This is a genomic window from Streptomyces sp. NPDC005931 (assembly GCF_042871235.1).
GTDB lineage: Bacteria > Actinomycetota > Actinomycetes > Streptomycetales > Streptomycetaceae > Streptomyces.
In genome coordinates this window covers 2473-14372 of record NZ_JBIAIG010000013.1, presented here as the reverse complement: position 1 = coordinate 14372, position 11900 = coordinate 2473, and the positions used below count along the sequence as shown (strand labels likewise).

13 protein-coding genes and 2 pseudogenes are annotated in these 11900 nt (G+C 71.8%); 9 read left to right on the top strand and 6 right to left on the bottom strand.

Going from position 1 to position 11900, the window contains the following annotated elements; translation table 11 throughout:
* The first annotated feature begins 1 nt into the window (after position 1).
* The 7 genes from ACFYOV_RS26050 to serS all read left to right on the top strand — a co-directional run bounded on the left by ACFYOV_RS26050 (position 2) and on the right by serS (position 6131).
* On the top strand, positions 2-532 hold the full coding sequence (locus ACFYOV_RS26050; RefSeq protein ID WP_389091297.1) for a hypothetical protein: 531 nt from the start codon (positions 2-4) through the stop codon (positions 530-532).
* Entirely contained in the window at positions 529-1128 is a 600-nt protein-coding gene (locus ACFYOV_RS26045) for a flavin reductase family protein (RefSeq protein ID WP_389091294.1), read from the top strand. The genes ACFYOV_RS26050 and ACFYOV_RS26045 overlap by 4 nt, the downstream gene beginning before the upstream one ends.
* Positions 1125-2108, top strand: coding sequence for a VlmB-like protein (locus tag ACFYOV_RS26040; RefSeq protein ID WP_389091292.1), 984 nt, complete (start codon positions 1125-1127; stop codon positions 2106-2108). The genes ACFYOV_RS26045 and ACFYOV_RS26040 overlap by 4 nt, the downstream gene beginning before the upstream one ends.
* Positions 2105-3112 carry a beta-ketoacyl-ACP synthase III gene (locus ACFYOV_RS26035; protein ID WP_389091289.1) on the top strand — a complete coding sequence of 336 codons (1008 nt, stop codon included), beginning with the start codon at positions 2105-2107 and terminating at the stop codon, positions 3110-3112. Before ACFYOV_RS26040 ends, ACFYOV_RS26035 begins: the two co-directional genes overlap by 4 nt.
* A 108-nt stretch (positions 3113-3220) precedes the next feature.
* The gene (locus ACFYOV_RS26030) at positions 3221-3451 is read left to right on the top strand and encodes a phosphopantetheine-binding protein (protein ID WP_389091288.1); all 231 of its coding nucleotides are present in this window, start codon (positions 3221-3223) and stop codon (positions 3449-3451) included.
* On the top strand, positions 3451-4671 hold the full coding sequence (locus ACFYOV_RS26025) for a beta-ketoacyl-[acyl-carrier-protein] synthase family protein (protein ID WP_389091285.1): 1221 nt from the start codon (positions 3451-3453) through the stop codon (positions 4669-4671). The genes ACFYOV_RS26030 and ACFYOV_RS26025 overlap by 1 nt, the downstream gene beginning before the upstream one ends.
* A gap of 182 nt (positions 4672-4853) precedes the next feature.
* On the top strand, positions 4854-6131 hold the full coding sequence (gene serS, locus ACFYOV_RS26020) for a serine--tRNA ligase (protein WP_389091283.1): 1278 nt from the start codon (positions 4854-4856) through the stop codon (positions 6129-6131).
* Between the two features lie 67 nt (positions 6132-6198).
* On the opposite strand, the gene fabI is transcribed toward serS, so the two are convergent.
* From fabI to ACFYOV_RS25990, 6 genes are all read right to left on the bottom strand, one after another.
* On the bottom strand, positions 6199-6963 hold the full coding sequence (fabI, locus tag ACFYOV_RS26015; RefSeq protein ID WP_389091281.1) for an enoyl-ACP reductase FabI: 765 nt from the start codon (positions 6961-6963) through the stop codon (positions 6199-6201).
* Positions 6960-7286 (bottom strand): ferredoxin, encoded by a 327-nt coding sequence (fdxA, locus tag ACFYOV_RS26010; RefSeq protein ID WP_389091279.1) that lies wholly within the window; start codon positions 7284-7286, stop codon positions 6960-6962. The genes fabI and fdxA overlap by 4 nt, the downstream gene beginning before the upstream one ends.
* A 2-nt stretch (positions 7287-7288) precedes the next feature.
* On the bottom strand, positions 7289-8695 hold the full coding sequence (locus ACFYOV_RS26005) for an MFS transporter (RefSeq protein WP_389091277.1): 1407 nt from the start codon (positions 8693-8695) through the stop codon (positions 7289-7291).
* A gap of 141 nt (positions 8696-8836) precedes the next feature.
* A complete protein-coding gene (locus ACFYOV_RS26000) occupies positions 8837-9931 on the bottom strand; it encodes a fatty acid desaturase family protein (RefSeq protein WP_389091275.1) in 1095 nt (364 codons plus the stop codon).
* Between the two features lie 250 nt (positions 9932-10181).
* The gene (locus tag ACFYOV_RS25995; RefSeq protein WP_389091272.1) at positions 10182-10388 is read right to left on the bottom strand and encodes a hypothetical protein; all 207 of its coding nucleotides are present in this window, start codon (positions 10386-10388) and stop codon (positions 10182-10184) included.
* Between the two features lie 51 nt (positions 10389-10439).
* Positions 10440-11435 carry a DUF2156 domain-containing protein gene (locus ACFYOV_RS25990; RefSeq protein WP_389091270.1) on the bottom strand — a complete coding sequence of 332 codons (996 nt, stop codon included), beginning with the start codon at positions 11433-11435 and terminating at the stop codon, positions 10440-10442.
* A 175-nt stretch (positions 11436-11610) separates the two neighbouring features.
* Between ACFYOV_RS25990 and ACFYOV_RS25985 the strand changes: the two are divergent.
* Together ACFYOV_RS25985 and ACFYOV_RS25980 are read left to right on the top strand one after the other, a co-directional pair.
* A pseudogene (locus ACFYOV_RS25985) lies at positions 11611-11705 on the top strand.
* Positions 11706-11734: 29 nt separating this feature from the next.
* A pseudogene (locus ACFYOV_RS25980) lies at positions 11735-11829 on the top strand.
* The last annotated feature ends 71 nt before the right edge of the window (positions 11830-11900 follow it).

Genomic DNA, 11900 nt, shown 5'->3' with positions numbered 1-11900 from the left:
AATGGACCAGGCGAACCCCTTCGAGACACCGCGGACGTTCTCACTGCACCGCGCCGAGTACCTGGTGGGTCTGGCCGTCACCACCGGTCTGATCATCGCCCACTTCGACGAGATCCGCTGGCTCCCGGCGATCGGGCTGTTCCTCTACATCGACCTCATCGGCTACATCCCGGGCGCGATCGCCTTCCGGCGCAGCGGCGGGCGGCCGATCCACAAGGCGTACTACGTCCTGTACAACGTGATGCACAGCTTGATCACCCAGGGCGCCGTGGCCGCGCTGTGGTGCTGGCTGGTGAAGCCGGAGTGGGCACTGCTGGTGCTGCCGTTCCACCTCTTCGGCGACCGCGGCCTGTTCGGCAACTTCATGAAGTCCTTCGCACTGCCCTTCGAGCCGGTGCGCCAGCCCGGTTATCTGCGGCTCCTGGACGACCTGGGCCTGCCCACCCCCAAGCCGGTCGGGCACGCGGCGGACCCGGTGCCGGTCGGGCACGTCCCGGCGCGTCCGGCGCGTGAGCGGGAGGCCGTGCGATGAGCGTGGCAACGGACCTGCGCGCGGTCGCTCATCCGGCGCCGGCCGCGGTGGCCCGCGGCCCGGCGGGGACGAAGCGCCCCGTGCGGCAGGACCCGGCCGAGCGGCGGCGGGCGCTGTACCACCTCGCCTCCCCCGTGTCGGTGCTGACGACGGGGCCCGAGCACCGGATGCACGGCACCACCGCGAGCACCGTGACCCTGGTGTCGCGCGAGCCGCTGCTGGTGGGCATGGTGCTGCGGGCGGGCTCGGCGTTCGCCCGGCTGGCCGCCGAGGAGGGACGGTTCGTGATCAACGTGCTGGGCGCCGAGCAGGCCGACGTGGCACGCCGGTTCGCCGACAGCGGCCGCCCCGACGGCAGCGCCCAGTTCGCGGGCCTGTCCTGGACGGCGGACTCCTACGCGCACGCCCCGCTGATCACGGGGGCGCTCGCCCACTACACCTGCCGCTTCCACTCCGCGCACACGGCGGGCGACAGCGAGCTGCTGCTGGGCCACGTCGTGCGCGCCACGGCGGACGTGGGGCTCCCCCTGTTCAGCTATGCCGGCGGCCTGTACGCCGGCTCCCTGCTCCCGGCGAAGGAGGACACCGCATCATGACCGCACCCGTGGCTCCCGAGGCGGACTGGGACGAGGCACCCGGTCTGCTGGACGGTGCGAAGGAGCTCACCCTCGGCCCCGAGGAGTGCGACCTCGCCTACTGGATCACCTCGGTGGCCCAGGGCACGCTGCGCGATCGAGGTGTGACCGGTCACCACGAGAACGCGATCGTGCCGGACTTCCTGAAGGAACCCGGTCCGCTGCGCGAGGCGCTGGTGCTGGAGTTCGGCTTCCGCGGGCTGTCGGAGGAGCTGGCCACCCGGCTGCTCGGCCACTACGTGTCGATCGCGCCCGGCGTCCCGGAGATGGAGTTCTACGCCACCCAGCTGCTCGACGAGGCGCGGCACGCCAGGGTCTTCCGCAACCACCTGGTGGAGCTGGGCATGCCCGCGGACACGCTGCTCAAGGACATCGACGAGATGGCCGGGGACTACCGCAAGCGGGTCCTGGACCCGGTGGTCGACTTCACCCTGGACATCGTCCGCGACCAGGCCGACTTCCCCGGCGGTGTGGCGGTGTTCGCGATCGTCATCGAGGGTGTGCTGGCCCCGGCGGCGGAGCTGAGCGAGCGCAAGTGGACTCCGCTGTCCCCGGCCACCGGGGAGATCTCCCGGGGCACCGCCATCGACGAGATCCGCCATCTGACCGTCGCCAGCACCATCCTGCGCGATCACGCGGCGGCGCACCCGGAGTACCGGCCGCGCCTCCTGGAGATCCTGCGGGCCGGCGTGCGGCTGTGGGACGAGATCCCCGACCGTGAGTTCGTCATCCACCGTGAGGAACTGTTCCAGGAGGGGATGCTCCAGCACGCCGACCGGATCGGGGACTACGAGATCTGGCCCGGTGTGCGGATGCTCGACACCACCCCGGAGCAGCGCTACGACATGGCCGAACAGTGGACCGACGAGATGGCCGAGGCCCGCATGAAGTACATGGGCCTGCCGCTGGAGGTCCTCAGCAGTCCCGGAGCGGGCGCATGAGCACCGGCCGGGCCGCCGTCGTCTGCGGCATCGGGTCGTACGTCCCGCCCGACGTGGTGACCAACGACGACCTGGCCCGGCGGCTGGACACCTCCGACACGTGGATCCGGTCGCGCACCGGAATCGCCCGGCGCCACATGGTCTCCCCCGGCACCTCGACCGGCGACCTGGCGGTGGAGGCGGGCCTGAGGGCGCTGAAGTCGGCGGGCGACGACCGGGCCGGGGCGGTGGTGCTGGCCACCACCACCCCGGACCAGCCGTGCCCGGCGACCGCACCGCAGGTCGCGGCCCGGCTCGGGCTCGGGAAGGTGCCCGCGTTCGACGTGGCCGCCGTCTGCTCGGGCTTCCTGTACGGGCTGGCCAGTGCGGCGGGGCTGATCGCGGCCGGGGTCGTCCCGAGTGTGCTGCTGATCGCGGCGGACGCGTTCACCACGATCATCAACCCCGAGGACCGCACCACCGCGGTGATCTTCGCGGACGGCGCGGGCGCGGTGGTGCTGCGCGCCGGCCGGGCCGACGAGCCCGGGGCCATTGGTCCGATGGTGCTGGGCAGCGACGGCGGGCTGAGCCACCTCATCGAGGTGCCCGCGGGGGGTTCCCGGCAGCGGTCGTCCGGGCGGCCGGCGGCACCGGAGGACCACTACTTCAGGATGCTGGGCCGGGAGACGTACCGGCACGCGGTGGAGACCATGGCCGCCACGTCGGCCGAGGCGGCCGAACGGGCGGGCTGGCGGCCGGCCGACGTCGACCGGTTCGCCGCGCACCAGGCCAACGCCCGCATCCTGGAGGCCGTTTCGGAGCGGCTGGGCATCCCCGACGAGCACCGGCTGAGCAACATCGAGAGGGTCGGCAACACGGGGGCCGCCTCCCTGCCGCTGCTGCTGGCCGAGTCAGCGGCGGACGGCCGGCTCGGCGCCGGGCACCGGCTGCTGCTGACCGCGTTCGGCGGCGGGCTGTCCTGGGGCGCTACCACCCTGGTCTGGCCGGCGCTCCAGGTTTTCTGACACATCGTCGCTCACCCGTCGAGCGGACAGGCACCCGCACGGGCCCGCCCGACTCGAGCAGTACACGGGGTGCGTACACCTTCGAGTTCACTTTCGAAAGGAACCGACATGCTGGAGCAGCTCAAGGAAATCCTGTCCAACAAGCTCAAGGTGTCGCCCGAGGCCATCAGCCCGGAGGCCACCCGGGAGGACATCGAGCTGGACTCGCTGGCCGTGGTGGAGCTGTCGCTGCTGCTGAAGTCCGAGCTGGACCTGGACATCAGTGACGACGACCTGATGGAGGCTGAGACCGTGGCCGACATGGTGCGGCTCATGGAGGAGCGGAGCGCGACGGTCTGATGGCCGCCATGGACATCGCCGTCACCGGGCTCGGCCTGGTCACCCCGGGCGGTATCGGGGTCGGGCCGAGCTGGGCGGCGGTCTGCGACGGCAGGCCGGCCGCCGCCCTCGATCCGGTGCTGGCGGACAACCCCGTACGTATCTCCTGCCGCGTACCCGGCTTCGACCCGGAGCGACTGCTCAGCGCCCGGCGGGCGCACCGTCTGGACCGGTTCGTGCAGTTCGCACTGGTCGCCGCACACGAGGCGGTGGCCGACGCGGGCCTCGACCCCCAGACGTGGGACGGGGCACGGGTGGGCGTGGTGCTGGGCTGCGCCGACGGCGGCCCGGGCACGGTCGAGGAGCAGCACCATGTGCTGCGCGACCAGGGCGCCGACCGGGTCTCGCCCCTGCTGCTGCCCATGCAGCTGCCGAACATGCTGGCCGGGCAGACAGCCATCGAGTTCGGTGCCACCGGGCCCAACCTGGTGGTGGCCACCGCCTGCGCCTCGGGCGCGACCGCCATCGGGACGGCCCGGGATCTGCTCGCCCTCGGCCGCTGCGACATCGTCCTGGCGGGCGGCAGCGAGGCCATGGTCACTCCCCTGGTCATGGCCGGCTTCGCCCAGATGGGCGCGCTGTCGAAGCGGCACGACGATCCGGCGTCCGCGTCCCGCCCGTTCGACGCCGACCGGGACGGATTCGTCGCCGGTGAGGGCGCCGGGATCCTCGTCATGGAACGGATCGCGGACGCCCGCGCCCGCGGGGCCCACGTCCACGGCCGGATCATCGGGTACGGCGCCACCGCCGACGCCCACCACATGACGTCGCCGCATCCGGACGGCGTCGGCATCGAGGCGGCGGTCCGCGCGGCCTTGGCCGACGCCGGCGCCGACCCGGACGACGTGCAGCACGTCAACGCCCACGGCACGTCGACGCCGCTGAACGACCTGGCGGAGGCGCGCATGATCCGGCGGACCCTGCGCGGGGATCCGCTGGTCACTTCCACGAAAGGAGTCACCGGACACCTGCTGGGCGCGGCAGGCGCGGTCGAGGCCGCGTTCACCGTACTCAGCGTCGAGCACGACCTCGTCCCGCCCATCGCGGGTCTCGTCATGCCCGACCCCAGGATCGAGATCAAGCTCGCCCAGACGCCCACGTCCATGCCGATCGACCTCGCGTTGAGCAACTCCCTCGGTTTCGGCGGCCAGAACACGGCGCTGGCCATCGCGCCGGCCTAGGACGGGGGACACGCGCCCCGGTGGCGCGACGCACCGGCAGCCGCCCGCACGGATCACGAGCGGGCGGCTGCCGCTCGTCCACGGCAGGACCGCTCGCGTTCGTCCCCGGCGACGGCCGGCGGGCGTGCCGGCCGCCTTCCTCCTCACCGCAACCACCTCGCCCCACATGTCAGGAGTCAGCCATGCACGACACCCACGAGCTGCTGAAGGACGGGCCGGACACGGTACGCCGGCTGGCCCGCCGTCGCTACGACCTCGACCCGGCCGCGCTGGCCGGCGCGCTGCGCGAGCGGACCGACGCGCAGGCGGAGGTGACACGGCTGCGCACCGAGCTCAACCGCATCGCGAAGGCCCGGCGCTCCGGACCGCCGCCCGAGGCGGAGAAGGAGGCCGCCCGGGCGCTGCGCGCCGAGGTGCAGCAGGCCGAGGAGGCCGCCCGTACGGCCTCCGCCCGGCTGACCGATCTGCTGCTGTCCATCCCCAACGTGCCGCTGGACTCGGTCCCGGACGGCGACTCCGAGAAGGAGGCGGTGGAGATACGCCGGGGCGGCCCGGCGCCGCGTCCGGTGGAGGGGGCCCGCCACCACGCCGAGATCGGTGAGGCGCTGGGCATCCTGGACGCCACGGCGGCGGCGAAGCTGTCCGGTGCCCGGTTCAGCGTCGCCCGCGGGGCCGGGGCGCGCCTCGAGCGGGCACTCGGCGACTTCTTCCTCGACCTGCACACCCGGGAGCACGGCTACACCGAGCAGTCCGTGCCGTACCTGGTGGGCCGCGACACCATGACCGGCACCGGGCAGCTGCCCAAGTTCGAGGAGGACCTGTTCCGCACCCGGGTCGGCGACCGGGAGCTGTTCCTGATCCCCACCGCCGAGGTGCCGCTGACCAACCTGGTGGCCGGGCAGCTCCTCGACGCCCGCGAGCTGCCGTACGCCTTCACCGCGCGCACCCCCTGCTTCCGCGCGGAGGCGGGGGCGTACGGCCGGGACACCCGGGGCGTGCTGCGGCTGCACCAGTTCGAGAAGGTGGAGCTGGTACGCGTCTGCGCCCCCGAGGACGCGCAGGAACAGCTGGAGCTGATGGTGGACCACGCCGAGGAGTGCCTGCGCCGTCTCGAACTCGCCCACCGCGTCGTCCTGCTGCCCGCGGGCGACATGGGCTTCTCGGCGCGGATGACGTACGACATCGAGGTGTGGCTGCCCGGCAGCGGGGCCTACCGCGAGATCTCCTCCGTCTCCGACTGCGGCACGTTCCAGGCCCGCCGCGCGGACATCCGGGTCAGGCGGCCGAACGGCCGCAGAACGCCGGCGGCCACGCTCAACGGTTCGGCGCTGCCGATCGGCCGCACGGTCGCCGCGCTGCTGGAGCAGGGCGTCCAGGAGGACGGTTCGGTGCTGCTGCCGGAGGCGCTCGTCCCCTACACCGGTTTCCGCCGGATCCTGCCGGGCGGTGCGACCGGGTGACGGACGCGAGAGGGGCGGGAGCCGGGACGCCGTCCCGATCCCGCCCCTCTTCGTGCATGCGGTCGGCTCACGCACCCATCATGTGCACGCCGCCGTCCACGTGCAGGATCTCCCCCGTCGTGCGGGGGAAGAAGTCCGACAGCAGCGCCACCACCCCGCGCGCGGCCGGGTCCGGGTCGCTGAGGTCCCAGCCGGCGGGTGCCCGGTGCTCCCAGACCCGGGCGAGCTCCTGGAAGCCGGGGATGGACCTGGCGGCCATGGAGCGCAGCGGCCCGGCGGCGACGAGGTTGCAGCGGACACCGCGTCCGCCCAGGTCCCGGGCCAGGTAGCGGCTTGTCGACTCCAGCGCGGCCTTGGCGACGCCCATCCAGTCGTAGTGCGGCCAGGCGACGGCGGCATCGAAGGTGAGCCCGACCACCGAGCCGCCGCGCGGCTCCATCAGCGGCAGGCAGGCGGTGGTGAGCGCCTTCAGGGAGTACGCCGACACGTGCACCGCCGTCGACACGTCCGCCCAGTCGCCGTCGAGGAAGGAGAAGGCGCCCTGCGGCCCGTAGGCGATGGAGTGCACGAGGCCGTCGAGGGTGTCGGTGTGTTCCCGGACCCGGTCCGCGAGGGTGTCCAGGTGGCCCTGGTCGGTGACGTCCAGCTCGATCACCGGGGCGGGCTTGGGCAGCCGCGCGGCGACGCGTTCGATCAGGGAGAGCCGGCCGAAGCCGGTGAGGACGATCTCGGCGCCCTCCTCCTGGGCGATGCGGGCCGCGTGGAAGGCGATGGAGGCGTCCGTGACGACTCCGGTCACCAGGACGCGCTTGCCTGCGAGGAGTCCGCTCATGTCCGGGCCACCGCCTCGGGGAGGTCCCGCACCAGCGGGGAGTCGTGGTCGAGCGCGCCGAGGGCACCCGCGCCGCCGGGCGAGCCGAGGCCGGTGAAGAAGGCGGCGTTGGAACCGGTGTGGTCGCCCCACTCGGCGGGCACGTCCTCCTCGAAGCAGATGGCCTCCACGGGGCAGACCGGCTCGCAGGCCCCGCAGTCGACGCATTCGTCGGGATGGATGTACAGGGCACGGCGGCCCTCGTAGATGCAGTCCACGGGGCACTCGTCGACGCAGGAGCGGTCCTTGACGTCGACACAGGGCAGACCGATGACGTAGGCCATCGTCAACTCCTCTTCTGGACGGGGAAGTCAGCTGAGACCGGGGTCTCGGCGATCGGGGCTCCGGTGGTCCGCTGGCCCAGCGTCAGGACGGTGGCGGCGAGGGCGGCCATGGCGACGGCGATGACCGCGAACAGGGCTCCGGGGCCGTGGGACTCGAGAACGGGCAGCAGGACGAACGGCAGGGCGGCCGCACTGAGCTTGGACAGCGAGTAGGCGGCGCCCGAGGCGGTGGCGCGGATGGCGGTGGGGTACTGCTCGGACAGATAGACGTGCGAGACGCTGGAGAAGACGTTGCTGCACAGCGTGTAGGCGATGCCGAAGGCCACGATGAGGACGGGTGATCCGGCGTAGGCGAAGCCCAGACCGCACACGACCATCGCCGTGGCGGAGGCGGCCACGAGGATCCTGCGCTCCATGCGGTCGACGATCGGCAGGGCCAGCGCCGAGCCGATCGGGTAGCCCAGGAAGGACAACGCGGTGAAGCCGAGGCCGGCGACGATGTCGTAGCCCTTGGCGGCGAGGATCTGCGGGGCGAGCGTACCGAAGCCGTAGTAGCCGACCACGGACAGCACGCAGAAGATCCACAGGACCGCGGTGCGCCGGCGCATGCCGGGCCGGAACACGTCTCTGACACGGGGCTGTTCGGCGGCGGCCTGCGGCGCCTCGGGGCCCGCGGCGGGGAGGTGCCGCACGGACGACTGGGCCTCCATCCGCTGCACCAGTTCCTCCGCCTCCGCGACGCGGCCCTGGGACGCCAGCCAGCGCGGTGACTCGATCAGCCCGCGGCGCAGCACCCACACCACGGCCGAACCCAGCGCGCCGATGACGAACAGCCAGCGCCAGCCGTCCACGCCGAGCGGGGTCAGCGGCACCAGCCACAGCGCGGCGAAGCCGACCGCGGGGACACCGCAGAAGGCGAGGGTGTAGGCCCAGGCGATGTACCGGCCGCGCCGCTTGGCGGGCAGCACATCGGCCAGGTAGCAGTCGGACAGGACCTGTTCGGCGCCGATGCCGACGCCGGCCAGGAAACGGGTGACGATCAGCCAGGTCGCGTTCGGGGAGAATGCGCCGAGCAGCGAGAAGCCCGAGTAGATCGCGAGGTTGATCAGGAAGGCCCGGCGCCTGCCGAACCGGTCGGCGATCCGGCCGAGCACCAGCGAACCGATGAACTGACCGATGAACACGGAGGCCAGGACGAGCTTGAGCTCGGTCGCGCCGAAGGCGAAGTCGTCCTGGAGCACCTTGGCGATGGTGCCGGAGAGGTTGTTCTCGAAGGTGTCGAAGAGCAGGCCGACACCGATGACCGCGGTGAGTCTGCGGTGCATCGGCGTGATCGGCATGCGGTCCAGCCGGACCCCGATCGCGGCGGGATCGGCGAGGCCGCTCGGCGCCGTGGTGGTCTGGGACATGGGGAGGCTCCTTGGTACTGCTGAGTCCTGGGGAGGAACCGCCCGGGCCGCCGGCCGGCCCGGGCGAGCGGCCCGGGGATCCGGGGCTGTGGCGAGGAGGTGACGCCGGGAACGCGCACGGAGCGGAAGGCGGGAGCCGGGTCAGGCGGCCCGGGCGGCCCGCCGGATCTCCTCCTCCACGTCACCTCGGCGCACGGGCGCACTGACCTCGTGCAGGTAGGAGGCGACCTCCTTGTACGAGGCCCAGAAGCCGACCTCGTGGTAGGGGACGCCGCGCTCGGCGCAGTACTCACGGGTCAGCTCCCGGGCGCGCGGCAGGTTCTTCTGCGGCATGGCGGGGAACAGGTGGTGTTCGACCTGGTAGTTGAGTCCGCCGTAGAGGAAGTCGACCATCCGGTTGGGGCGGATGTTGCGGGAGGTGAGCACCTGGCGCTCCAGCCAGTCGAGGCTCTCCTCGTCGCCGTCGCGGACCTGCATGCCCTTGTGGTTGGGGGCGAAGATCATGCCGAAGTAGATGCCGAGGCAGGCGTGCTGCACCGCGATGAAGGCGATCGCGAGCCCCGGGGACAGCACGGTGAAGACGAGGGTGAGGTAGACGGCGGCGCGGAGCAGGAGCAGGAACGACTCGAGCACGGGCCGCTTGGTCTTGCCCTGGGCGATGGACACCACGGCCGTCCGCAGCATCTTGAAGTTCTCCAGGACGAGCAGCACGAAGAACAGCACGCTCTGGTAGCGCACGACGAACTTCTGGGTGCCGCGCCGGCTCGGATACTGCTTGATGTCGAAGATCGCGGTGCGCCGGCCGATGTCCGGGTCCATGTCCAGGTGGTTGGGGTTGCTGTGGTGCCGGTTGTGGTGGTTCACCCACCAGCCGTAGCTGACGCCGTTGATGAGATTGGCGTGGATGTAACCGACGGCGGAGGCGGCCTTCTTGCCACGGAACATGGCCTTGTGGCCGGCGTCGTGCCACATGAAGGCCGACTGACCACCGCACAGGCCCATCCACAGGGCCGTCAGCAGCTGCCACCAGGAGTCGCCGAGCGTGAAGAACGCGGCGAACCCGATCAGCAGCAGTGTGGTGTTCAGGGCCAGGCGGCCCACGTAGTAGCGCGGGTCGAGGTCGAGGAGACCTTCCGCCTTGACGCGTTTGAGGAGTTCGGCGAAGGACGCCGAGGCCCCGGTGCGCTGCCCGGCGTCTGCGACGGCGCCGGCTTGTTGTGTCTGCGGACGCTGCATGCGTTGCTCTCCTTGGGAGAAGTACCCGGTTCGGGCGGCGGCGCCGCTGCCCCGCGGACCTGCGGGCGCCGCGAGTCGACAGTGCTCCCGCGGGCGGTCAGGAACGCGCGGGCGATGCCCGTCCGGTGGCCCGGGCAGCCGGAGCACGCGCTGCTCCGCCGCCCGGGCCACCGGGCGAACGTGTGTCCAGCGTGGGACGCCGCGCTGATGTGGCGCTGATACCGGTCTGACCGGTGGCCGACGCGGCGGTTCAGGCGGCGGCCGTGCGCAGGCGCTCGTCGAGCGCCCGGACGGCCTCGTCCGCGGTGCGCGCCACGTCCTGGTCGTCGGGGGCGCCGATGACAGCCATGAGCTGCTCGACGACGGCGTGCTGGAGCGTCTCGGTCGTGGGCTCGCCGGCGGCTCCGGAGGTGGGTTCGGGGGCGGTCTCGGTGGTGTGCTCGGGGATGGTGCTCATCGCTGACGGCTCCTGTTCGGTGAAGGGTGGAAGGCGGCCTGCTCCGGCCCGTCAGAAGGCGTTGCAGGCACGGAAGACGTGGGCGAATCCGGGGAGCGAGGCCTGAGGACCGTCGAACGCGACGTACTCCGGGATGACCAGGTCCGGGGCCCACTTCTGCTTGTAGGCGAGCTGCGTCTGCGCGGGGTACAGCGCGGCCCCCTCGGCCCACAACGCGTGCATCAGCCACTGGAACGCCGGGCTGTGCCCGTCGAGTTCGTGGCCGGCGTCCAGGCCGGTGAACGGGGTGAAGCCGAAGTGCAGCCACTCGACGCCCTCGGCCCGGAACACCTCGATGGCGTGCGCGTTGATGGCCTCCATCAGGCCCGGCGAGTCGTCCGGGATGCGACGGCTCAGGTCGTGCATCCAGCCGGCGCGGTCCCCGTAGACCGGTGAGTACGAAATGTACGCGACCGGCTTGCCGTCGATGGTGCCGCTGAACAGCCGGCGGTGGCCCTGCACCTCGCCGCCGATCTGGCCGACGAGGAACTCCAGCGGCCGGGCACCGCCCTTAGAGCCGAGCCAGGCCTCGTCGATCGCGGCGATCGCCTGCTGCCAGCCCTCGGCCGGAACCTCCTGGACCACCAGGCCGTTGCGGCGGGCCCGGGAGATCTTGTTGCGCAGCTGCATGAAGCGGGTGCCCCGCAGGGTGAACTCCGGCAGGCTGACGGCCCAGGAGGCGCCGACCTGGTTGACGGTGAAACCGCGGCGGGCGTAGCGCTCGGCGTCGGCGCGCTGTAGCTGGATGCCGACGAGGGTGCGGCCCTCCTCGCGCACGTGCCGGCGGAAGCCGTCGAGGAGGGGTTCATAGGCGTCCTCGGCCGCGAAGGGGCCGCCGAACTGGACGGCGTACCGGCCCGTGCGGCGGTACACCACGATGCCGTCCTCACCGGGCATCGTGAAAATGCTGTTTCCGCTGTTGAGCGCCAGGAATGCGCTTGGATTCGCACTCGCGGTGTGCGTGCGTATCGCGTCGAGAACCGGGGTTCCGGTCGTGGTCGCGGTCATTTCCTTTCCCCTTCCGGGAGCGGTTGCTTTCGCCCCGAGTAGAGCACCGAGGCCATCCGTGAGGAAAGACCTGACAGGAATTCCGCGGCACGTCAGAGAGGCGTCAGCGGGCTGTCAGGGAACCCTGCCAATGTTGTTGACGTGACCGGCACGGAAGAGCGAAAGCCGGTAACGAGGAGAGGTGCCCGGAGCGGCTTATCGGGGACCACTGAGCACAGCTCGAGGTCGGGCCGTAAAAAGCCCAAGCAGGTTCGAATCCTGCCCTCTCCGCAAAGACGGCACCCGCACCACGCCGTCCAGGAGAGGTGCCCGGAGCGGCTCATCGGGGACCACCGAGCACAGCTCGAGGTCGGGCCGTAAAAAGCCCACGCAGGTTCGAATCCTGCCCTCTCCGCAAAGACGGCACCCGCACCACGCCGTCCAGGAGAGGTGCCCGGAGCGGCTCATCGGGGACCACCGAGCACA

What these genes read in the sequence shown, in the direction of transcription:
- ACFYOV_RS26050 (WP_389091297.1), top strand. Translation starts at nt 2, where the DNA reads ATGGACCAGGCGAACCCCTTCGAGACACCGCGGACGTTCTCACTGCAC.
- ACFYOV_RS26045 (WP_389091294.1), top strand. Translation starts at nt 529, where the DNA reads ATGAGCGTGGCAACGGACCTGCGCGCGGTCGCTCATCCGGCGCCGGCC.
- ACFYOV_RS26040 (WP_389091292.1), top strand. Translation starts at nt 1,125, where the DNA reads ATGACCGCACCCGTGGCTCCCGAGGCGGACTGGGACGAGGCACCCGGT.
- ACFYOV_RS26035 (WP_389091289.1), top strand. Translation starts at nt 2,105, where the DNA reads ATGAGCACCGGCCGGGCCGCCGTCGTCTGCGGCATCGGGTCGTACGTC.
- ACFYOV_RS26030 (WP_389091288.1), top strand. Translation starts at nt 3,221, where the DNA reads ATGCTGGAGCAGCTCAAGGAAATCCTGTCCAACAAGCTCAAGGTGTCG.
- ACFYOV_RS26025 (WP_389091285.1), top strand. Translation starts at nt 3,451, where the DNA reads ATGGCCGCCATGGACATCGCCGTCACCGGGCTCGGCCTGGTCACCCCG.
- serS (WP_389091283.1), top strand. Translation starts at nt 4,854, where the DNA reads ATGCACGACACCCACGAGCTGCTGAAGGACGGGCCGGACACGGTACGC.
- fabI (WP_389091281.1), bottom strand. Translation starts at nt 6,963, where the DNA reads ATGAGCGGACTCCTCGCAGGCAAGCGCGTCCTGGTGACCGGAGTCGTC.
- fdxA (WP_389091279.1), bottom strand. Translation starts at nt 7,286, where the DNA reads ATGGCCTACGTCATCGGTCTGCCCTGTGTCGACGTCAAGGACCGCTCC.
- ACFYOV_RS26005 (WP_389091277.1), bottom strand. Translation starts at nt 8,695, where the DNA reads ATGTCCCAGACCACCACGGCGCCGAGCGGCCTCGCCGATCCCGCCGCG.
- ACFYOV_RS26000 (WP_389091275.1), bottom strand. Translation starts at nt 9,931, where the DNA reads ATGCAGCGTCCGCAGACACAACAAGCCGGCGCCGTCGCAGACGCCGGG.
- ACFYOV_RS25995 (WP_389091272.1), bottom strand. Translation starts at nt 10,388, where the DNA reads ATGAGCACCATCCCCGAGCACACCACCGAGACCGCCCCCGAACCCACC.
- ACFYOV_RS25990 (WP_389091270.1), bottom strand. Translation starts at nt 11,435, where the DNA reads ATGACCGCGACCACGACCGGAACCCCGGTTCTCGACGCGATACGCACG.